16 protein-coding genes are annotated in these 20755 nt (G+C 58.9%); 8 read left to right on the plus strand and 8 right to left on the minus strand.

Going from position 1 to position 20755, the window contains the following annotated elements:
- Window positions 1-55: 55 nt before the first annotated feature.
- Entirely contained in the window at window positions 56-2113 is a 2058-nt protein-coding gene (locus BLT38_RS17515; protein WP_083346340.1) for an alpha-galactosidase, read from the plus strand.
- Here the strand turns inward: BLT38_RS17515 and BLT38_RS17520 are convergent, their stop codons facing one another.
- Window positions 2114-2674: a GDYXXLXY domain-containing protein gene (locus tag BLT38_RS17520; protein ID WP_083346341.1), complete on the minus strand. Its 561-nt coding sequence runs from the start codon at window positions 2672-2674 to the stop codon at window positions 2114-2116. It lies immediately after the preceding gene.
- Window positions 2671-3933, minus strand: a complete 1263-nt coding sequence (locus BLT38_RS17525; RefSeq protein ID WP_156785188.1) for a DUF2157 domain-containing protein — start codon at window positions 3931-3933, stop codon at window positions 2671-2673. The genes BLT38_RS17520 and BLT38_RS17525 overlap by 4 nt, the downstream gene beginning before the upstream one ends.
- A gap of 36 nt (window positions 3934-3969) precedes the next feature.
- Here BLT38_RS17525 and accD point away from each other — a divergent pair, with 36 nt between their 5' ends.
- The 7 genes from accD to BLT38_RS17560 all read left to right on the plus strand — a co-directional run bounded on the left by accD (window position 3970) and on the right by BLT38_RS17560 (window position 15025).
- Complete coding sequence (gene accD / locus BLT38_RS17530; RefSeq protein ID WP_083346343.1) at window positions 3970-4809, plus strand: acetyl-CoA carboxylase, carboxyltransferase subunit beta; 840 nt, start codon at window positions 3970-3972, stop codon at window positions 4807-4809.
- Window positions 4810-4980: 171 nt separating this feature from the next.
- The gene (locus tag BLT38_RS17535; protein ID WP_083346344.1) at window positions 4981-8418 is read left to right on the plus strand and encodes a protease pro-enzyme activation domain-containing protein; all 3438 of its coding nucleotides are present in this window, start codon (window positions 4981-4983) and stop codon (window positions 8416-8418) included.
- Window positions 8419-8627: 209 nt separating this feature from the next.
- The gene (locus tag BLT38_RS17540) at window positions 8628-11447 is read left to right on the plus strand and encodes a S53 family peptidase (protein ID WP_156785189.1); all 2820 of its coding nucleotides are present in this window, start codon (window positions 8628-8630) and stop codon (window positions 11445-11447) included.
- A 79-nt stretch (window positions 11448-11526) separates the two neighbouring features.
- A complete protein-coding gene (locus tag BLT38_RS17545) occupies window positions 11527-12384 on the plus strand; it encodes a class I SAM-dependent methyltransferase (protein ID WP_083346346.1) in 858 nt (285 codons plus the stop codon).
- Between the two features lie 28 nt (window positions 12385-12412).
- Entirely contained in the window at window positions 12413-12925 is a 513-nt protein-coding gene (locus BLT38_RS17550) for an SRPBCC family protein (RefSeq protein ID WP_083346347.1), read from the plus strand.
- Window positions 12926-12946: 21 nt separating this feature from the next.
- Window positions 12947-13870 (plus strand): NADP-dependent oxidoreductase, encoded by a 924-nt coding sequence (locus BLT38_RS17555; RefSeq protein WP_083346348.1) that lies wholly within the window; start codon window positions 12947-12949, stop codon window positions 13868-13870.
- Between the two features lie 36 nt (window positions 13871-13906).
- Entirely contained in the window at window positions 13907-15025 is a 1119-nt protein-coding gene (locus BLT38_RS17560) for a glycosyltransferase (RefSeq protein ID WP_197674904.1), read from the plus strand.
- Here the strand turns inward: BLT38_RS17560 and BLT38_RS17565 are convergent.
- The 6 genes from BLT38_RS17565 to BLT38_RS17590 all read right to left on the minus strand — a co-directional run bounded on the left by BLT38_RS17565 (window position 15022) and on the right by BLT38_RS17590 (window position 20689).
- The gene (locus BLT38_RS17565) at window positions 15022-15663 is read right to left on the minus strand and encodes a hypothetical protein (protein ID WP_083346349.1); all 642 of its coding nucleotides are present in this window, start codon (window positions 15661-15663) and stop codon (window positions 15022-15024) included. The genes BLT38_RS17560 and BLT38_RS17565 overlap by 4 nt on opposite strands.
- Before the next feature lie 167 nt (window positions 15664-15830).
- Window positions 15831-17276, minus strand: a complete 1446-nt coding sequence (gene dnaA / locus BLT38_RS17570; protein ID WP_083346350.1) for a chromosomal replication initiator protein DnaA — start codon at window positions 17274-17276, stop codon at window positions 15831-15833.
- 462 nt (window positions 17277-17738) lie between these two features.
- Window positions 17739-18191 (minus strand): Holliday junction resolvase RuvX, encoded by a 453-nt coding sequence (ruvX, locus tag BLT38_RS17575; RefSeq protein WP_083346351.1) that lies wholly within the window; start codon window positions 18189-18191, stop codon window positions 17739-17741.
- 18 nt (window positions 18192-18209) lie between these two features.
- Entirely contained in the window at window positions 18210-19010 is an 801-nt protein-coding gene (locus BLT38_RS17580) for a TIGR03435 family protein (RefSeq protein ID WP_083346352.1), read from the minus strand.
- Window positions 19010-19801: a TIGR03435 family protein gene (locus BLT38_RS17585; protein ID WP_172838332.1), complete on the minus strand. Its 792-nt coding sequence runs from the start codon at window positions 19799-19801 to the stop codon at window positions 19010-19012. The genes BLT38_RS17580 and BLT38_RS17585 overlap by 1 nt, the downstream gene beginning before the upstream one ends.
- Window positions 19802-19834: 33 nt before the next feature.
- Complete coding sequence (locus BLT38_RS17590; protein WP_156785191.1) at window positions 19835-20689, minus strand: TIGR03435 family protein; 855 nt, start codon at window positions 20687-20689, stop codon at window positions 19835-19837.
- Window positions 20690-20755 lie beyond the last annotated feature (66 nt).

Here is a 20755-nt window from a genome sequence, read left to right on the forward strand (position 1 = left end):
CTGCAACCTTCAACACATTGCATAACGTAACAAGGCAAATCGCTCATGGCAGGCTATGCTGTCTGCCATGAGCTTCTGCCTCCATCGCACGTTGCGAAACCTGTTGCTCCTCGCTGCACCACTCGCAGCCGCCTCTGCATCTGCACAAACCGCCGCATTTCAGAACTGCTACGCGCGCTGGTCCGCAACAGAGTTGACCGTAGGCAACACACACTTCGAACGTCGCTGGCAGATTCGCAACGGCCATCTCTACGCCACATCCTTCCAGGACCGCGACGCAAAGAAAGAGTGGCTCGCAGCACCATCGCGTCTGTCATCGCCGCGCATTGCCGGACCGCAAGCTGATGCAACAGTAGCAATTCATGCAGAGACCGGCCGCACCAATCCAGTAGAAGCAGCATCACTGCAACTCCGCATCGACATCGGCTCGGACCAACATCTCCGCATGAAAATCTTCCCGGATGCCACCGGCATTGAAGAAGACTTCACCGCGCCCGCGAATACATCCACGCAGACAGACACACCACAAACCATCGCTACAGGCAAAGAAGCAGAAGCAAACAAAGCAAAGAAAGACAACGAGCCTGCACTCGACGAATTCTCTCTGCAGCCACAACATCTTCGCCTCACAGAAGTCACACTGCGCGACGTCACAGACACGCACAATCAACTCGTCAGCACACGCGAGTGGATGTTCATGAACAACGAAGAAGACATCCTGGCGCGCGGCAACATCGTGTACGTCGAAGATGTTCTCAGCGGCGCTGGATTGATCTTCCTCAAACAGTCGCCATTGCCTGACGCTCGCGCCCAACAATCGCTATTCGATCTCCGCATGATGGCATCGGATCGCACCGTACGACTCACCGGCGCAGGCTATCCCTTCGCAGTACTCGCATACTCTGGTGGTCGCAGCGGACGCATCCGCGCACTGCACACCTATCAACGCCAACTACGTGTCTATGAGCCACAGCGCGACGCGGCGTTCCTAAGCAACACCTGGGGCGATCGCAATCGCGACGCCCGCATCAACGCAGACTTCATCACGAAAGAAATCGAAGCAGGCGCAAAGCTCGGCGTAGACGCGGTGCAGATTGACGACGGCTGGCAGTACGGCAAATCCATGAACTCCGCCGTAAAAAGCGGCGGTGTATGGAGCGGCTTCTGGGCAAACTCATCGCACTTCTGGGACGTCGATCCCCAACGCTTCCCCCAGGGGTTAAAACCACTCGTACAACAGGCCGCAACACACCACATGAAGTTCGGCCTCTGGTACGCACCCGACTCTTCAGATGACTTCGCCAACTGGCAGCGCGATGCAAACCGAATCCTGGAGCTATGGCGCAACGAAGGCGTGCTGTACTTCAAGTTCGACAGCATCGTCATGAGCACACCCACTGCAGAGCAACACGTGCAACAGATGTTCGATCGCATCCTCGCGGAAAGCAAAGGCGCCATCACCATCGACCTCGATGTCACCGCAGGCCGTCGCCCCGGCTACTTCGGCATGATCGAAGGCGGCACCACATTTGTTGAAAATCGCTACACCGACTTCCATCGCTACTATCCGCACATGACACTGCGCAACCTCTGGCAGCTTTCGGAGTTTGTCGATCCCATCCGTCTACGTATGGAGTTCCTCAACAACACGCGCAACACGCAGCGCTACGCAGACGATCCACTCGCACCCGCGAACTACACGCCCGACGCACTCTTCGCCAGCGTCATGTTCTCCAGCCCGCTCGGCTGGTTCGAAACCTCAAGCCTGCCACCGGCATACATCGCATCCGCCGCACCAGTCATCGCCACATGGAAGCGCGAACGCGAGCGCCTCTTCCGCGGCAACATCCAACCCATCGGCAATGCACCAGACGGTGTCGCATGGACCGGCTTCGCTTCTACTGATGCAGACAACAAAGGCGGCTATCTACTGCTCTTCCGCGAAGCCAACAGCAACGCGCAATGGACAACGTCGTTACCCATTGGTATCGCTGCGAACACGAAGCTCACCGTGTTAGCAGGCACAGGTACTGCGACTGAACGCGACGGCGCAGCAGCAGTGACCATTGCAAAGCCGCTCGGCTATGTGTGGTTAAGGTTCGATAGCAAGTAGTTACAACTTCAGAACGTGCCAACCGGTGCTGTCCGAAACAGCAAGCTGAATCGGCCGCGGCGGCCCACTGGAAGGCACAGTAACCTCCACCCACAACGACGCATCACGCGACTGCGGCAAGGGCGAGGCTGCGTGTTCCGGCAGGAAGAAATTGACGCCCTGCTCCAGTGGAGCGTTATGGCAGTCCTGGCCCTCCCACAACGAGACAGCCTGCGAGTTGCCCGGTGAAAGTGTTGCGACAGCATGCACGGTTAAGTGGCCGTTCTCTGCACTCAGCGTCACAGGCCATACTCCCATCCTGCGCGTACTCGGCATGCCTCGAAACGCGCTGTAGGTGTTTGAGGGATCAATGCCGGACGCAGGGAGTGAACATCCATCCACGGCAAGCTGTAGTGCAAGGTAGCGGCCACGCAGCGGTGTAGAGGGATCAAACTGTTGCGTCCGCACCCACACGCGAGGCTTGGTGATGCGGTCAAGCGCATACGTTCCCGCAACGCTAAGCGCTATTGCCGACTGAATCAGCAGCAGAGTCACTGCAGCCTTTGTTCCAGAGAGTGTCATGCCGCCTCCTCTGTCATCTGCAACAGCAGCCTGCGGCGCAGACGCTCCAGTACGTAGCCACCGGCGAGAAACAACACGCCCAATCCGATCAGTCCCAGCGAGCGGTCCAGCTTGTCCATCAGGTCAGAGAAGTAGAACCACAGAACGACTACACCGAACGCAACCGTGGCATAGTTCACCACGCCACGCGCTTTGTGCCGAACACCCCACCACGCAAGCGCAGCAGCCGCCAACGCCAACAGCAGATAACTAAATACGGAAGGCTCCCAGGTCACATAGGGACGACTCCACGGATTGCCCAGATCAACGACGCCATGGCTTACGGGCCGTACCAGCCACGGCAACGCAATGCCCACAGCAACAGCTCCTGCAATCACCGGAAACGCTTCTCGGCTGCGAAGCCAGCCCCATGCCATCAGACCGATCACGAGCAATAGCCACAGTGCGCGATAGCGCAACGGTATAAAGCTGCTATAGCCCCGGGTGAAAAATACATAACGATACTGCCAGCCGTCAGCCAGAATGCCTACGGATACCGGTATTGCCAGTGCTTCCACGGCAAACAACCAGTTCCCCACCGCACGCACCGGCTCGGCCAGATACCGCAACAGGTAGACAGCTCCCACCAGCAACGCCAATCGCGACAGATAGACATTGCCGCCCTCGTACGGTTGCATGCGGTCACCCAACTCGCAGATAGCCCATGCAGGCACCAGCAGTAGCGTCAGCGTCTTCTGTGGCACGTCTCGCAGCAGCCACCATCCCGCAGCGGCACCCAGCGCCCACATCAAAATTGCGTTGGGCCAGTGCGCCTCGATATTGAAAATCTGTCCGGAAAGCGCAATCGCCCCACCCAGCGCAACGGTGCCAATGGCGTGCAGCGCCATCGCCAGCGCATCAAACCGTTCTCGCACAGCAATGGCCGCGCCGTGCAGCCCCACAAGCGCGCCCATAACCAGCAGCAGGCGGAATCCTGGTCCAATGTTGTCCCAGTGTGCCGCCACAAACAGCAAGATGCCCGCGCTAAGCAGCACGGCTCCAAAGATCAACGCCAGCCGCACCTGCCAGCGCTGCGCCTCAGGCCGCGGCGTGCGACTCGCATGTTCCTCTTCCCACGCACGAATGCGTTGGGCGGTTGCTGAGTCAATCACACCTGCTGCAGACCACTCCGCAAGCTTCGGTTCAATGTCCAGCATCATCGGTGCAGCAAGTGGAGCATTGCAGGAAAGATCCAGCAAGCGAAAAACAGGGGGTACCAACCCGCTTTTCCCAAAACAGATACACTAGGGAACGCGATGGCTTGGTTCAAACGGCAAGGCAATGAGATCGTCTCGGAGGCGGAGCGTACCGTCCGCACCGAAGGTTTGTGGGTTAAGTGCCCGGATTGCGGCAAGGCGATCTTCCGCGCGGAACTGGATGCAAACCTCCAGGTCTGCCCCTACTGCGGACATCACTTCAAGATGGACGCACGCCGCCGCATCGACCTCCTGCTGGAACCCGGCTATGAACTCGTCGATCTCGACCTCAAATCGACAGACCCGCTGAACTTCACCGACCTCAAGCCGTACAAGAAGCGCCTGGCCGAAGCGCAGGCCAAGACCGGCCTCAACGACGCCATCGTCAACGCCGTCGGCAAACTCGGTGAACACAACGTCGTCATCTCCGCCATGGAGTACAGCTTCATCGGCGGTTCCATGGGCGCCGTCGTGGGTGAAACCATCGCACGCGCTGTCGACCGCTCGCTGGATACGCGCAGCCCCCTGGTCATCATCTCCGCCAGCGGTGGCGCACGCATGATGGAGGGCATCGTCAGCCTCATGCAGCTCGCCAAAATCTCCACCGCGCTGGGCCGCCTGGCAGACGAGAAGATTCCCTACATCAGCCTCATGACCGACCCCACCACCGGCGGCGTCACGGCATCCTTCGCCATGCTCGGCGACCTCAACATCGCAGAGCCCGGAGCCCTCATCGGCTTCGCCGGCCCCCGCGTCATCGAGCAGACCATCCGTCAGAAGCTGCCCGAAGGCTTCCAGCGGTCTGAGTTCCTGTTAGAGCACGGCTTCCTCGACGCCGTAGTCTCCCGCAAGGACACCAAGGCCTACCTCGACCGCGCCTTCACCTGGATGACAGCCTAACCAGTTCCCAAACTGGTTCTGCTAAAACACATTTACGGTGTTCTGCGCGACAGAACGACCGTCCTCAGTGTTTACTTCTGACATAAGAACACAACATCCAACGACACAGACCGCAGGCCCTGCGGCCGTGTCGTTATTGACGTATATCGCCAAACGGAACGAAACCGCTCAATGACGCACATCGCATCCCCCCGTCGCCTTTTCTGTAGCGCACTTACCACCATCACCCTGCTCGTTTCAGTCGCTTTCCCGGCACTTGCAGGAAGCCAGGTAGCGCGCCGGTTGTATTCTCTGCCCTCGTCGTCTGATCCCCGCGTCTCCCTGCCAGATACACTTTCACCGCGTGTGAAGACCGCATCGGTCCTGGGCCACCTTGGCGGCGAAACGCAGCTCACAGGCATGTCGCTGGTACTGAAGCCGACGGATGCACAGTCCGTCGCGCTGCAACAGTTGCTGCTGGACCAGCAGAATCCGTCCTCGCCGCAGTACCACCAGTGGCTCACGCCGCAGACCTACGGCGAACGCTTCGGCCTCTCCGACGCTGATCTGAGCATCGTGAAGGACTGGCTCACCTCCAAAGGCTTCACCGTAGACGAGGTGGCGCCCAGTCGCAATCGCATTGTCTTTTCAGGCACCGCATCAGCAGTGGAGAGCGCCTTTACGACCACCCTGCAACGCTTCCACCGTGCCGACCAGGACTACTTTGAAAACAGCACCGCAATCAGCCTCCCGCAATCCTTAGCCGCGGTGGTCAGCGGCATCACCGGTGTCAGCAGTTACCACATCCAACCCCCCGTGCTAACGCCGCAGGTGGTTGCCCCGCAATACACCACGGGGACAGGTACGCACTATCTCGTGCCGTGGGACTTCCGCCAGATCTTCAGCATGAACACTCTTGTTTCTCAGGGCTATGACGGCACAGGAATCAAGATTGGCGTCATCGGTCAGTCTTCCGTTACCTCGGCTCAACTCACTTACTTCCAGCAACTCACCGGGCAGACACAGAAGCTGCCCACCATGGTGCTTGTGCCAAATACTGGCACCTCAGGCCAACTGTCCGTGAACGATGAGCAGGAGAGTGAGCTTGATCTTGAGTACGCCAGCGGCAGCGCTCCTGGCGCTCAGGTTCTGTTCATTTACACCGGTACGACACAGTCCAGCTCAAATAACGGCGTCTTCACTGCGCTCATTTACGCGGTCACCAACAACCTCGCGCCAATCCTCACGTTGAGTTACGGATCTTGTGAGAATCAAGCCGCCTCTTATGCCAACGCGGTGTTAGAGCTCGTGTTGGCACAGGCGAGCAGCCAGGGGCAGACCGTCCTCGTTTCCTCCGGTGACTGGGGCGCGACTTCATGCGAAACGCCTAACAGCAATGGCATCGTCACCAGCGCACAGGGCGGCCTCTCCGTCTCTTATCCGGCATCCTCGCCAAATGTAACGGCGGTCGGAGGCACCGCGCTAACGGGAACCAGCACCCAATACTGGAACGCGTCCAATAACAGCTATCGCGGCTCCGCTCTCGGATACATACCTGAGACTTCGTGGAATGATTCCTCCCCCACGCTAGGGCTATCTGCCAGCGGTGGCGGTGCGAGCAGTGTCTTCGGTAAACCTTCTTGGCAAGCCGGAGTAGGCGTCCCCTCGGACAGTCATCGTGACATCCCTGACGTCGCCTTTCCGTCCTCCCCTCAGACCATCGGATACCTTGTCTGCGTCGTTGGAACCTATCAGTGCACCAATGGTTCAACCTTCGGAGGATCTTCCGGAACATACGTCTTCGGAGGCACATCGGCTGCCGCGCCCAATTTTGCTGCAATGCTGGCCGTGGTGGAACAAGCCACTGGCAATGCCTCTGGCTTGGGAAACATCAACCCCAAGCTTTACTCCCTGGCAGGAGCAAGTAACGCCAGCAGCATCTTTCACGACATCACCGCTGGCAACAACATGGTGAACTGCGTCGTGGGAACGACGGGCTGTACATCTGGCGTCATGGGTTATAACGCGACGACAGGCTATGACCAGGTAACGGGCCTGGGCTCTGTCGATGCCAGCGGCCTCGTTGCCGGGTTAACATCTTCCGCTTCCAAGCTCACGCCAACCGTCAGCGTAACGGCTGCAAACCCCACACCATGGGGTGGAACCACTGACGTATTCACAGTGAAGGTGACTGGTAGCGGTGCAACGCCGACTGGAACAGTAACGTTGACCTTCAATGGCACTACTCCCAGCACGATCACGCTGGCGGCCGGCACAGGAACATACACCTATACTGCGCCCGGTTGTTCCAGCCTGTCGGCTTGTTCATACACCGTAGTTGCGAACTACAACGGTGATTCCACATACAACAATGCTCTCGCGACAATGACTCTGTCCGTTCCGGCTCCGGTAGCACCAACAGTTAACCTGACTGCTGCCACACTTACTCCCACGGGCGGTACCGCGGATGTGCTGACGGTCAATGTAACTGGCGTAAATTCCGCGCCCACCCCCACCGGCACGCTCACGCTCAGCGTGGACGGGACAGATGTGAAGAGCGTCACGGTCACGTCCGGCACGCTCACGTTTACCTATACGTACAACGTGCCAGCCTGCGCGTCCACCGGTTGCGTGCATCGGGTTGTTGCAGCGTATTACGGAGACACTGACTACACGACATCGGTCACCTCGATCAACCTTGTCGTGGGCACCATCACAAAGGCCACACCCACGGTGACACTGGGTGCCACTACGCTGACTCCACTGGCTGGCGCGACAGATACCCTGTCCGTAACGGTTGCAGGAACAGGAGCGCTCGGGAGTGGCATACCCACCGGCACGGTAACTGTGGTGGTGGATGGTTCACCCCTCGATACCAAGGCCGTCAACCTAGGCAGCTACTTCTACACAGTGCCTTCCTGCACTTCCGTCTGCACCCATACCGTAGTCGCGACGTACTCAGGTGATACAGCCTTCAACTCGGCTACGTCGAACACGCTGACGCTTACGGTAGGGTCCGCCCTTTCCATGACTCCCGCCAACTCCACCCTCACAGTCACTGCGGGTGCCACCGGCACAGACGTTATCAGCCTCGCGAATACCGCGTTTGCTGGAACGATTTCCTTCAAGGTGAGCACTACTTCAACGACCCTGACTGGCTGCTACACATTGCCCTCAGTCACGGCGACAGCAGGAACTCCAATCACCTCCACCTTCACCATCTACACCAATCTGGCGAACTGCTCCTCTTCCAGTGCCCAGTTCTTGCCTCGGAGCATTGCATCGGCCAGTCCAGGTAGTGGTAACGTTCCATGGCGGCGCGGAGGCATGACGATTTTCACCGCCGGTCTCATGGGATCCTTCTTCCTACGTCGTCGCATGCGGCCAGCCGCTCTGTTGCTCGTACTTCTCTCGGTAGCAGCCCTCGGCCTCTCCGGTTGCAGTGGCGGCGGTTCCAGCAGCGGCTCTACTGGAGGTACCGGTGGAACAGGCGGCACGGGAGGTACAGGCACAACCGGCACGTATACGGCGAAGGGCACCTATCCCCTCACCATCACCGCGACGGGAGTTCCCTCCAATGGAGCGACCAGCGTAACTGCAACCACCACAATCACCTTGGTGGTTCAGTAGCGTCGCGCACTCAATCGAGTGACAAGATATCCCCGGAAGCCATCAGCTACCGGGGATATCTTCTTCTCGCGTTTATTCGAAAAAGAGCATACGTTTGCAGGCAATGTTTCCTCTTAAAAGGAAACGCCGTCCAATGGCATGATCGCTGTCGTTTGGATTACACCCCCGATGTCCAATTTTTCTGCTTGCCATTTGAACCAAGGTTGCTCATGACGCACACATCTTCCCTCTCTCTGCGCAGTGCCGTTGCCGCCGCCGCCCTGTTGGCCGCCACCATGTTCCCTGCGTTTGCCGGAAGCCAGGTCGTCCGTCGGCTTTCCACTCTGCCTTCATCGTCGGAATCGCGTGTGAGCTTGCCAGACACGGTCTCGCCGCGCGTCAAGTCAGCATCCGTCACCGGCCATCTTTCCAGCGACACTCAGCTTTCGGGCATGTCGTTGATCTTTAATCTCACGGATGCGCAGAAGGCTGACCTAACGCAGCTCCTCGCAGATCAGCAGAACCCATCCTCTGCGCAGTATCACAAGTGGCTTACGCCGCAGACCTACGGACAGCGATTCGGCCTCTCTGACGCTGACCTCTCCATCGTGAAGGACTGGCTCACATCCAAGGGCTTCACCGTCGATGACGTTGCACCCAGCCGCAACCGCATCGTCTTCTCTGGCACCGCCGCAGCCGTAGAAGGTGCCTTCACCACGACGCTGCAGCGCTTCCACCGCGCCGACCAGGATTACTTCGAGAACAGCACCGCCATCAGCCTGCCGCAGTCGCTGGCGGGCGTGGTCAGCGGCATCACCGGTATCAGCAGTTACCACATCCAGCCGCCGGTCCATACGCCGCAGGCCATTGCCCCGCAGTACACCGACGGATCAGGCGCACACTATCTTGTGCCGTGGGACTTCCGCCAGATCTTCGGCATGAACACGCTGATCAACGCAGGGTTTAACGGTAGTGGCATCAAGATCGGCGTCATCGGCCAGAGCTCCGTTGATAGTAATCAGCTCACCTACTTTCAGCAGAAGACCGGCCAGACCGTAACCCTGCCCACATTGGTGCTGGTTCCAAACACCGGCAGCTCCGGCCAGTTGAGCAAGGGTGATGAAGGCGAAAGTGAACTCGATCTGGAGTACGCCAGTGGCAGCGCTCCCGGCGCGCAGGTGTTGTTCATCTACACCGGCACCAGCACAGCCACCACAAACAACGGCGTCTTCACCGCACTCATTTACGCGGTAACCAACAACCTGGCACCCATCCTCACGTTGAGCTACGGCGGTTGCGAATCATCGAACGCTTCGTACGCCTCCACTGTCATGGAGCCGGTTCTAGCGCAGGCCAGCAGCCAGGGTCAAACCATCCTCGTCTCCTCCGGCGATACCGGCCCGGCCGAATGCGAGCTATCCACGAACACCACCACCACGGCAACCCAGGGTCTCTCCGTTGCCTACCCGGCTTCCTCACCCAACGTCACGGCCGTCGGCGGAACGCAGCTCAACAGCGACGCCTCCACCTACTGGAGTTCTTCCAATAACAGCTACGGTGGTTCTGCCGTTGGCTACATGCCGGAAACATCCTGGAACGACACCGTCGCGTACAAATCTCTCTCGGCCAGCGGCGGCGGTTACAGCACCGTCTTTGGCAAGCCAAGCTGGCAAACCGGCACGGGTGTTCCCACAGACGGCCACCGCGACGTTCCTGACGTGGCGTTTCCCGCGGCGGTAGAGGAACACGCGTACATCATCTGTTCCGTCGACGCTCCCTGCACCACCACTGCCGGTTTCGGTAGCAGCGCCGGTGGTGGCGGTCTCATAGGCGGAACCTCCGCTTCTACGCCAAACTTCGCAGCCATGCTCGCCATCGTCGAGCAGGCGAATGGCGGCGGAGCCCTTGGCAACATCAACTCCAAGCTGTACACGTTGGCTGCAGGCAGCAGCGCCAGCAGCGTTTTCCATGACATCACCACCGGCAACAACATCGTTAATTGTTCTGGCGGTAGCTCCGGATGCTCTTCAACCACGTTGAACACGACTGGCACCATGGGCTACAGCGCAGGTACGGGCTATGACATGGTCACCGGCCTTGGTTCGCTCGACGCAAACGGCCTGTCGACGGCACTCAAAGCCTCTACCGGTACGGGCGGAAAGCTGACTCCCACGATTAGCCTCGGTGCTGCCACGACTACGCCCACCAGCGGAAGCACGGATCTGCTCACCGTCACAATCAGTGGCAGCGGCACCGCCCCAACTGGTTCAATCGTCCTCGCGGTGGACGGCACAACCGTCACGACCTTTGCATCGGCCAGCGCGTCCAATACCTACACCTATACAGTGCCCACCTGCACCATTACCACGGCCAACAACTGCGTACACTCTGTCACCGCTCTGTATGCCGGCGACACGAACTACTTCAGCGCCAGCGCCACCATCAACCTCTCCGTCCCCACAACCTCCACGGCTACCTCCGGCAGCATCGCGCTCACTCCTGCCGCCGCCACCCTCACCGTCACGAGCGGCAACACCGGCACAGACGTCATCACCATCGCCAGCACGGGCTTCGCAGGAACAGTGTCCTTCAAGGCCACCACCTCGGCCTCGCTGAACGCTTGTTACAACCTGCCGTCGGTCACTGTTGCCTCGAACGCTTCGGCTACGTCCACCTTCACCGTGTACACCGCCACATCCAACTGCACGTCTGCAAGCGCCCAATCGTTGGGTACAAAAATCGCGTCTTCGCAGCCCACACGCAGTCCATGGCAACGCGGCGGGGTAGCCGTTCTTGCTGCAGGCCTCGTGGGAGCATTCTTCCTGCGTAAACGCATGCGTCCCGCATCGCTCCTGCTGCTCGCACTGTTCTCCGTTGGAGCGTTCAGCCTCTCCGGTTGCGGTGGTAGCAGCAGTTCCACCAGCACCACCACGGGCGGTTCAACCACGGCAACGGGCACTTACCCCCTCACCATCACGGCAACCGGCGTTCCATCCAACGGTGCCACCAGCATCAGTGCGACCACCACGGTCACGCTGGTAGTGCAGTAACCCACTTCTCCCCGGTCACCCCGGCTCTGCTTCTTGCAGGGCCGGGCGTGTTTTATTTCCTTTGTGTTGCAATGGAAGTATGCGTGAAGGAACCCCCTCCCGCACGGCCTGGCGCGTGGCGCTCCGTCGTGCCGCTCACCAGATCTTTGATCAACCCTTGGTTTTTGACGATCCGCTGGCACTCCGCATCCTCGGACTGACCAGCCGCAGCAACTGGGATGCGGAAGGCCTACGCGCCCCCAACCGCCCTCACTCCATCAGCCTGCGAGCATTTCTCGTCGCGCGCAGCCGCTTCGCCGAAGACACCCTAACCGCCGCTGTTTACGAAGGCGCGAAGCAATACGTACTGCTCGGCGCTGGCCTCGATACCTTCGCCTATCGCAACCCGTTCCCGCAGGTACAGGTCTTCGAAGTCGACCACCCTGACACGCAGGCGTGGAAGCTCTGCCTCCTTGAGGATCACGACATCTCCATCCCGCAGCAGGCCCATCACGTGGCCGTCGACTTCCATCACGACGACCTCTCCGAGCGTCTGCGCAGCACGGGCTTTGATCCAACCCAGCCAGCCGTCTTCGCATGGCTCGGCGTCGTGCCCTATCTCACCGACGAAGGCTTCACCGCCACGCTGAAGTTCCTCTCCACCTGCGCGCCCGGCTCCGTCCTCGTCTTTGACTACGGCATGCCCCGGCAGGCTCTGCCACCGCTCGAACGCCTCGCGCTCGACTCCATGTCCGCGCGCGTCGCCGCTGCAGGCGAGCCTTTCCGCCTCTTCTTCATGCCTGATGAGATCCACCACCGCCTCAATCAATCTGGCTGGCAGTTACTGCACGACCTTGATCGCAACGCCATTAACACGCGTTACTTCAACGGCAGCAATCTGCACGTGCTCTCCAGCGGCGGCCATCTTCTGGCAGCCAAGCTGCAGCCACAGCAGTAAGCCAAACTCGTGCATCCCATAAAGGGCAATGCGCGATTGGACCGAACAGAACGGCGTCTTTACGCTGCAAATGAAAGAGACGGTCGATGCCCCCATCGACCGCTGTTTCCTGCTCACCTGTTCCATCGCTCTGGTGCAGGAAGAGTTAGGCATGGCGCCCGTCAGCGGACGCACCAGCGGCTTTGTACAGCCAGGGGACAAGGTGCGTTGGCATGGCTGGCAGTTAGGCATGCGTCATCATCACGTGTCTCTCATCAGCGGCTACGTTCGCCCCACATTCCTGCAAGACACCATGCTCTCCGGCCGTTTCCGCACCTTCCAGCATGACCATCACCTCACCGAGCTTCCCAATGGCGCCACGGAGCTTTACGACGAACTCCGTTTCAGCCTGCCGTTTGGACTCGCAGGCAAACTCGTCGCCCGATACATCCTCACACCGCACATCCTTCGCCTCATGCGCAGCCGATTCCATCGCTTGCGCCGCATCGCGACTACAGAGGCATGGAAACACTATCTCGTCCCCAATGGCGATAGCATCTGAACCAAAGACGGAGACCCAGCCATGAATGCAGTGCGCCTCTATGAGTACGGTCCGGCAAAGAACCTGCACTATGAAACCGACGTCCCAGACCCGCAAGTTGCGGACGACCAGGTACTCATCGCTACTGCAGCCACCAGCATCAATCCCATCGATTGGAAGATGCGTAGCGGCGCAGCGCAAGAGCGATACCCTCTGACCTTCCCCGCCATCCTCGGTCGCGACGTCAGTGGCATCGTGCGCGCCATAGGCAAAGACGTGCAGGGCGTCAGCGTAGGCGATCGCGTTATGGCCTTCAGTCCTGAGTCCGCCACTTACGCCTCCTTGGTCTCCATCAAGGCAGTCGACATCACTCACACACCCGACGGCCTCAACCCCATAGAAGCCGCCGCCCTGCCCCTCGTCGTACTCACCGGCGACCAGCTCGTCCGTGAAGGTTGCGCGCTGCAACCGGGGCAGTCCGTGATCGTGACAGGAGCGCTCGGTAGCGTAGGCCGCGCAGCCGTGCACAGCGCTCTCACGTTGGGTGCCAACGTCATCGCAGGTGTCCGCGCATCGCAGGTGGAAGAAGCAAAGGAACTCGGTGCACACGGGGTCCTCGCCATGGACGATGAAGAAGCGCGCAAATGCATGGGCACCGTCGACGCCATAGCAGACACCACCGGCGATAAGGCCACCACACCGCTGCTCACCCACATCCGCGAGGGCGGTGTCTGCGGCACAGTGGTCACTCCTGCACCCGACGTATCACTGCACCCCGGCGTCCGCCTCGCCCGCGTCAAGGCACATCCTGACCCGAAGCGTGTCCTCGCCTTTGCGCAGGATTACCGCGATGGCAAGTTCAAACTCCCCATCGTCCGTCGCTACGCCTTGCATGAAGCAGTGGAGGCACAAACCTTCGCAGAAAAAGGTGGCACCGGGGGCAAGGTTTTGTTGCTCGCGCTCTAGTCGCGCAGACGCACAAAACGGCGCACAATCAACTGTGTGCTGGTGCTTGCCTCCATCGTCGTTGCTGCCTGGGTCTACCTTGCCGTAGCGCACGGTTATTTCTGGCAGGCCGGGCCAGAGCTTCCGCATCATGTCACTCCGCAGATGGCACGCGTCGCCGTCGTCATGCCCGCGCGCGACGAGGCAGAGCACATCGAACACACCCTCTGCGCATTGCTGCGGCAGCACTATCCATGGCCTTTCCGCATCATCCTCGTCGACGACAACAGCACCGATCGCACCGGTGAAATTGCCCGCGACATCGCAGCAGAAGATCCGCGTCTCACGGTCGTTCAGGGACAGCCTCTACCCCCAGGCTGGACCGGCAAGATGTGGGCCGTATCGCAGGGCCTTGAGCACGCTGAAGACGCGGACTACGTGTTGCTGACCGACGCCGACATCGTGCATGCATCCAGCCATGTGGAGCAACTCGTCGCCGCCGCGCAGGCAGGCGAGTATGACCTCGTCTCAGAGATGGTGCGTCTCCGCTGCAAGACAGTCCCAGAACGCTTCGCCATCCCCGCATTCGTCTTCTTCTTCGCCATGCTCTATCCCTTCGCTCGCGTGGCAAACAAACGCAGCAAGGTAGCCGCAGCCGCTGGCGGCACCATGCTCGTCTCACAGGCTGCACTGCGCAGGATCGAAGGCGTCTCGCGCATCCGCGCTGAACTCATCGACGACTGCGCTCTCGCACGCGAAGTCAAACAAGGCGGCCACGCTATCTGGCTCGGCCACGCCACACGAGCCACCAGCCTCCGCCAGTACCCACACTTCAGAGACACATGGCAGATGATCGCCCGCACCGCCTACGTGCAGCTGCAGTATTCACCTCTAATGCTCTTGGGAACAGTGGTCGGCATGTTACTGCTCTACGCAGTGCCTCTAGCACTCGCACTGCACACACGCGGCATAACCATGTGGTGTGGAGCGGTGGCATGGGTGCTGATGGCCGCGCTCTTCCAGCCCATCCTGCGGCGCTATCAGCAGTCGCCCCTGTGGGGCATCGCACTGCCCGTCATCGCCATGTTCTACATGGCCGCCACCGTAGGCTCCGCCGTCCGCTTCTATCGCGGCAAAGGCGGCCAATGGAAGAACCGCACCTACCCTTCCGCTTAACAGGATTGCTTCAAGTTGCTTTCATTTTGAAAGTACGACGACGATGGCAGGTCATCCGGTTCGCGCCACTTGGCCAACATGTCCGACAAAACCCAGGCAGCCAGGCACCCACTCAACAAAATCGGCGCCCACTCGCCTGCTGGAAGTTGAAGATGTCCATGAAACTGCGCGTAACGAAGCACCAGGCAAAGCAGCACATAGAGCGGCACAGCCCACAGCAGAATCTTGCGTGCATCTCGCTTTGCCTGCACACGGATTGTTGCGCGCGCCTCCACATCCTCGTCCTTGCGCAGTGTCAGGATGTACGTTCCCACACGGTATCGCTCCAGCAGATCCTTTTGCTGCTCTGCATAGAGTTGCTCAAACAGCCTGCCGTAACGAAGATAAGCGCGCTCATCCAACGAAGAAACATACACTCTGCGTTCTCCGGGTTTGCGTGCTGCCAATCCTGAAGCCAGGGTCAGCATCCATACACTCAGCAGCACTGCCGGAGCCATGAAGCGTCCATTCCATCCGCCGCATACAAACGGCTGTACAAGAGCTGCTACGCAAGCCAACAGAAACCACAACACAGTGCTGCGCCGTTTCCGCTGCGTTTCTATGCGGAGAGATTGCCGGAAGAGATAGCTCAAGGCCATGCAGGTGCTTCACCTTCTGCTTCTTACCGACTATCCCTCTATTGCTTAAAGTTCGACAAGCGAAATCTTACGCAAGCAAAAAGCCCGGCTCGAGGCCGGGCTTCTTCAGCGTTATTAATTTGCAAGAATCACGTAGCAAAAGCGACGTCGAGAACCACACGAAGTGCCTAAGCGAGAGTTTCCATCAGCTTGTTGATCGTCGAGCTAAGCGCCTTATCCGTACGACGCTGCTCATCGATCTTCGCAATGGAGTGCATCACGGTCGTGTGGTGCTTGCCACCAAACTGGCGACCGATCTCCGGCAACGAAGCTTCCGTCATTTGCTTCGCCAGGTACATCGCAATCTGACGAGGCACCACAATCTGGCGCGAGTTGTTCTTCTGCTTCAACTCGCTGATCTTCATGCCAAACTGCTCTGCCGTGGCCTTCTGAATGGCTTCAATCGTGATCTTGCGCGTCTGCGTATCAATGAACTGTTTCAGGCACTGCTGCGCTGTTGCCAGCGTGATCTCCACGCCGTGCAACGACGACCAGGCAATCAAACGAATCAGTGCGCCCTCAAGTTCACGAACGTTCGTGCGCACATTGCTCGCAACAAACATCGCAACATCGGTCGGCAGCGTAACGCGTTCGCTCTCTGCCTTCTTCTGCAGAATCGCAACCTTCGTTTCCAGATCCGGCGGCTGAATGTCTACGATCAATCCCCACTCAAAACGCGAACGCAGACGATCATCCAACTCCGCCAATTCCTTCGGCGGACGATCACTCGTGATCACAATCTGCTTCATGCTCTCGTGCAGCGCATTGAACGTATGGAAGAACTCTTCCTGTGTACGCTCTTTACCGCTGATGAACTGAATATCGTCAATCAGCAGAACGTCCACCGTGCGATAACGATCACGGAAGCCCGTCATCTTGTCATAACGCACGCTGTTGATCATCTCGTTGGTGAACTTCTCACCCGAGACATACATGATGCTGGCGTGCGGATTGCGGCGCTTCACCTCATGCCCAATGGCATGCATCAGGTGGGTCTTGCCCATACCCACGCCGCCATACAGGAACAGCGGGTTGTAAGCCTTTGAAGGGCGCTCTGCCACGGCCTGCGCCGCTGCATGGGCAAACTGGTTGCCGCTGCCAATGACGAAGTTCTCAAACAGGTAGCGCTGGTTCAGTTGCGCTGCCGTGTTCCAGTCAAAGCGAGCCTGCTCTGCGCTGGGTGCCTGCGGAGCGCCGCCACGTCCCGGCGCCAACGACGACGAGTTCTGCGGCGCATTCGGCGAATGCGAAGGCAGCGGAGCAAAGCCGCCGTCCTCACGCGTCTTCGGCGTCGTGGGATCGTCCTCTACCGTTACAAAGCGGACGTCGTCCACTTCCAGGGTGAGGTTGTCGATCGCTTCCTGGATCAGGTCCGCGTAGCGGTCACCAATGTGCTGAAACTGTTGCGAGGGGATGCGAACGTAAAGCGTACGGCCGTTTGCATGCGAGAAGCGCGTGGGCTTCAACCATGTATGAAACGACTGCCGATTCACCTTCATCTCAAGCGCGCCTAGGATACGTGTCCAGGCGTTCTGCGGAGTGGTTACGGTCGATGCCGTGGGTCCAAATGACATCCGATTTCTTTCCTTGCCTTGCCGAACTAGCGTCCGGCGTTTCACTGTCAAACCTGGCTGCATCGCCTTGGGGGGAAGTGCAACCGCGAGCAAAATTTTGAAACAAAAACATCATCTCCGCTCTGCAATCCCGGCGGATGAGCATGTCTGTCTCTGTTCTGAAAACCGTCGGTAGAGCCTTGACAACTACCGATCGGTGATGTGAAGCAAATTCAAATCAAGCTGGGCGCGAAACCCTCTCTGCTTGAGGAACGAACCTGATGGTAGCACGATGAGAACCCCTCTCTGGAAGCCCTATGGCGCAAAAATTTTTACTAAAAAATCACTTGCACCAAAGCTGGTGAAAGGTGCCAGAACGGTAAGAAATACGTACATCGAAAGGTACGATTTCCCTTGCACCAGATTCTGTCAGGGTGTACACCGCGCTCTTTGTAAGAACCTGCAATCACTGCTTCTGAAGTGTTATGGCGCGTCGCTCTGTGCGATGTTCGTTCGGTTCTGCGCGTCCATCCAGTCCTGCAATATCACCATCGCCGCCACACGATCCAGCAAGCCCTTGCGCTCCGCTCCGCGAGCATAGCCACGCGCATCCAGCCACGCATCCGCTTCAGCGGAAGACAGTCGTTCATCCTGTAAATGAACCGGCATGGCAAAGTGTTCATGCAGCGCGGCCGCATACGCCTCACACTTCAGCGTTTGCCCACTCGCAGTGCCATCCATGTTCCGTGGATGCCCCACCACCATCGCAGTAACGTTGTGTTTGCGCACCAGCCGCGCAATGTTGCGCAACTCTTCCTTCTGATTCGAGCGCCCCACTGTGATCAAAGGCTTTGCCATGCCCAGCGCGTCGGTTACAGCAATGCCAACACGCCGTTCTCCCACATCAAAACCAAGCACGCGCGCCACATCGCTCATGCATTCAGCATAGAAGGTTTACTGTTGCTCGGGCTGCTCCATGGCATCAATCACCAGCAAAGGAACCATCGCTTTCGCAGAGGTCAGCCTCAGCCCTGCCTGCTCACGCAACGCCGTCACAATGCCCGGCGCGGCCGTCGCATCCAGGCCATTGTCATTGCCTGCGTTGGCGGAATTTTCTGGTGTCCATCGCACTTCAATGTCGTAAGCACCGGTCAGGCCCGTCTTGTCCATCACAACGCGTTCCACCAAAGGCGAAAGACCGTTTGCAAACTGCGCCATCGTGATGCGCTCGCACTGCGCCAGCCCCGCGGCAAAGGTCCATCCGCCAAAACCGCGCTTCGTTCCGTCGATATTTGCGGATGCTTTGAACTTTGGTCCCGCCGGCAGAACGCTCAATTCATACACGGGCTGCAGCTTCTCGCCAAAGTGATATCTCAGCCGGAACTGCTCCGTCAGTACGGTTTGCAACATCTGGCTGCGCTGCTCGCGCGTCAGGCTCTGCATCAGCTTCAGATCGCTGGCGGCAACTTTTGCATTTACATCCCACGTGCTCTTCGCAGCCCACGCAGGCAGACCATCGATGAGCCACTTCTTCACGCCAAAGGCCTGCGTCATCAGGAACGTCAACGGCACGTTGTTCGCTTCAAACGCCAGGCCGCCCCAATGAATGCCTCCATCCTGACTGACATCATGCGGATCATGCTGCCGCACCACAATGGCATCAAACTGTGGCGCGCTCTGTGACCACGCAGCAGGCCACGTCGCCAGCATCAACAGAAGCACACCCACAGAGCGCAGCGCCGTCTTAAGCAACATCAGTTCGCCTCAGGCTGCTCAATCTTGTCGACGACAACAGTAGGCACAGGCGCCTTATCCGTAGTCATCTTCAATCCAAGCTGTTGCTTCACAGCTTCAATGATCGTCGGTGGAGCATCACTATCCGCAGCACCATTGTCCGCGCCTTTCGTGCGCGACTCTGGCTGCCAATGAATTTCAAAGTCGTATTCGCCCGTAAGGCCGGTCTTATCCAGAACGGTGCGCTCCAAATGCGGCGACAGCATATCCGCCAGGAATGCCATCTTCACATACTTGGCCTGCACCACACCGTCGTTCATCAGAAACGAACCACGCCCAAACTTCGGCTCCGGCTCTCCCTTCGGCGGTGGCGGACTCTCCTTGAACTTCACACCATCCGGCATCATCGTCATCACAAACACCGGTTGCACCTTGGTTTCGTTGTGCTCCACCAGCCCAAACCGGTCATGGGCAATGCTTCCAATCAATGCGAGCCGCTCCTTCGTCGTGACCTTTTCAATCGGTTTCGTCTCTGGATCAGTCACCTTCGCCAGAATGTCCCATCGTGACGACACTGCCCAGGAAGGCAAACCGAACACCAGCCACGGCTGCACGCTGTTTGAGGTAGAGATCATCGTCTTCAGCGAGACGTTGGTCATCTCAATGCCGGTGCTCGTCCAGTGCCAGCCGCTCATGCCGCCGCTTTCCTTGTGCGGCTTCACCGTAATCACGTCGAACTGCACCGGCGTCTTCTCTTGCGACACTGCCACACAAGGCAACACCATCACCATCGCAATCATTGCCTTCGCCATCTTCATCTCGCAGTCCTTTCAGCAAGCAAAGAATCAGTTCTCTTCCGGCTGTGTAATCTTGTCGACGACAACCGTAGCCACAGGCGCTTTGTCCGCCGTCAGTTTCAACCCCAATTGTTCTTTCAGCGCCTCAAAGATCGCCGGTGGCGCATCGCCCGCACCGTTATCTGTTGTTGCATTGGCGCGGTCCTCTGGCGTCCACTTCATCTCGATGTCGTACTTCCCAGTGAGCCCCGTCTTGTCCACGATGGTGCGCTCCACAAAATACGACAGGCTATCCGCAATCTGTGTCATCCCCATTGAGGTCGCGGAGAGCGAACCCGGCGACATGCGCCACATCCCACGTGGCTTCGGCTTCTCGCCTTCAGGTGGAGGCGGTGGCTCGGGGCTTTCCTTAAACTTTGGCCCATCCGGCATCACCGACATCGCAAACACCGGCTGCACTTTTGTCTCCTGACGGATCACCAGGCCAAAACGTTCTTTCAAAATGCCGCCAATCATGGCCCGTCGCTGCTCGCCCGTCAGCTTGTCCATCACCTTCATGTCGGGCGCACTCACCTTCGCATCAATGTCCCAGTGCGAAGACTCAGCCCACGCGGGCAGGCCGAACACCAGCCACGCCTTCACGCCATAGACATTGGAGATCATGGCTTTCACCGTCATATTCTCTGCGTGATAATCCGTGCCGCCCCACCGGACGCGCATCATGTCTTCGCCGGGCTTGTGCGGCTTCACCGACATCACATCAAACTGCGGCAGCTCTCCCGTGTACCCTCCGGTGTCGGTTGGCAGCGAAGGTTTCGGCGTCTGGGCAGCACACAACGCGGAGCCCATGCCACAAAGGACAAGGGCCAGTGCAAACAGGCGACAACGATTCAGAGAGAGCATGGTTGTTGGTAGGACGCGAACGTCGTCACGATGGTATCCGCACAACCCGTCCTTACGGAACGCAGA

Source organism: Terriglobus roseus, assembly GCF_900102185.1.
Lineage (GTDB): Bacteria > Acidobacteriota > Terriglobia > Terriglobales > Acidobacteriaceae > Terriglobus > Terriglobus roseus_A.

Excerpts from the sequence above, each read along its gene's own strand:
- BLT38_RS17515 (WP_083346340.1), top strand. The coding sequence starts at position 56 with ATGCTGTCTGCCATGAGCTTCTGCCTCCATCGCACGTTGCGAAACCTG.
- BLT38_RS17520 (WP_083346341.1), bottom strand. The coding sequence starts at position 2,674 with ATGACACTCTCTGGAACAAAGGCTGCAGTGACTCTGCTGCTGATTCAG.
- accD (WP_083346343.1), top strand. The coding sequence starts at position 3,970 with ATGGCTTGGTTCAAACGGCAAGGCAATGAGATCGTCTCGGAGGCGGAG.
- BLT38_RS17535 (WP_083346344.1), top strand. The coding sequence starts at position 4,981 with ATGACGCACATCGCATCCCCCCGTCGCCTTTTCTGTAGCGCACTTACC.
- BLT38_RS17540 (WP_156785189.1), top strand. The coding sequence starts at position 8,628 with ATGACGCACACATCTTCCCTCTCTCTGCGCAGTGCCGTTGCCGCCGCC.
- BLT38_RS17545 (WP_083346346.1), top strand. The coding sequence starts at position 11,527 with ATGCGTGAAGGAACCCCCTCCCGCACGGCCTGGCGCGTGGCGCTCCGT.
- BLT38_RS17550 (WP_083346347.1), top strand. The coding sequence starts at position 12,413 with ATGCGCGATTGGACCGAACAGAACGGCGTCTTTACGCTGCAAATGAAA.
- BLT38_RS17555 (WP_083346348.1), top strand. The coding sequence starts at position 12,947 with ATGAATGCAGTGCGCCTCTATGAGTACGGTCCGGCAAAGAACCTGCAC.
- BLT38_RS17565 (WP_083346349.1), bottom strand. The coding sequence starts at position 15,663 with ATGGCCTTGAGCTATCTCTTCCGGCAATCTCTCCGCATAGAAACGCAG.
- dnaA (WP_083346350.1), bottom strand. The coding sequence starts at position 17,276 with ATGTCATTTGGACCCACGGCATCGACCGTAACCACTCCGCAGAACGCC.
- ruvX (WP_083346351.1), bottom strand. The coding sequence starts at position 18,191 with ATGAGCGATGTGGCGCGCGTGCTTGGTTTTGATGTGGGAGAACGGCGT.
- BLT38_RS17580 (WP_083346352.1), bottom strand. The coding sequence starts at position 19,010 with ATGTTGCTTAAGACGGCGCTGCGCTCTGTGGGTGTGCTTCTGTTGATG.
- BLT38_RS17585 (WP_172838332.1), bottom strand. The coding sequence starts at position 19,801 with ATGGCGAAGGCAATGATTGCGATGGTGATGGTGTTGCCTTGTGTGGCA.
- BLT38_RS17590 (WP_156785191.1), bottom strand. The coding sequence starts at position 20,689 with ATGCTCTCTCTGAATCGTTGTCGCCTGTTTGCACTGGCCCTTGTCCTT.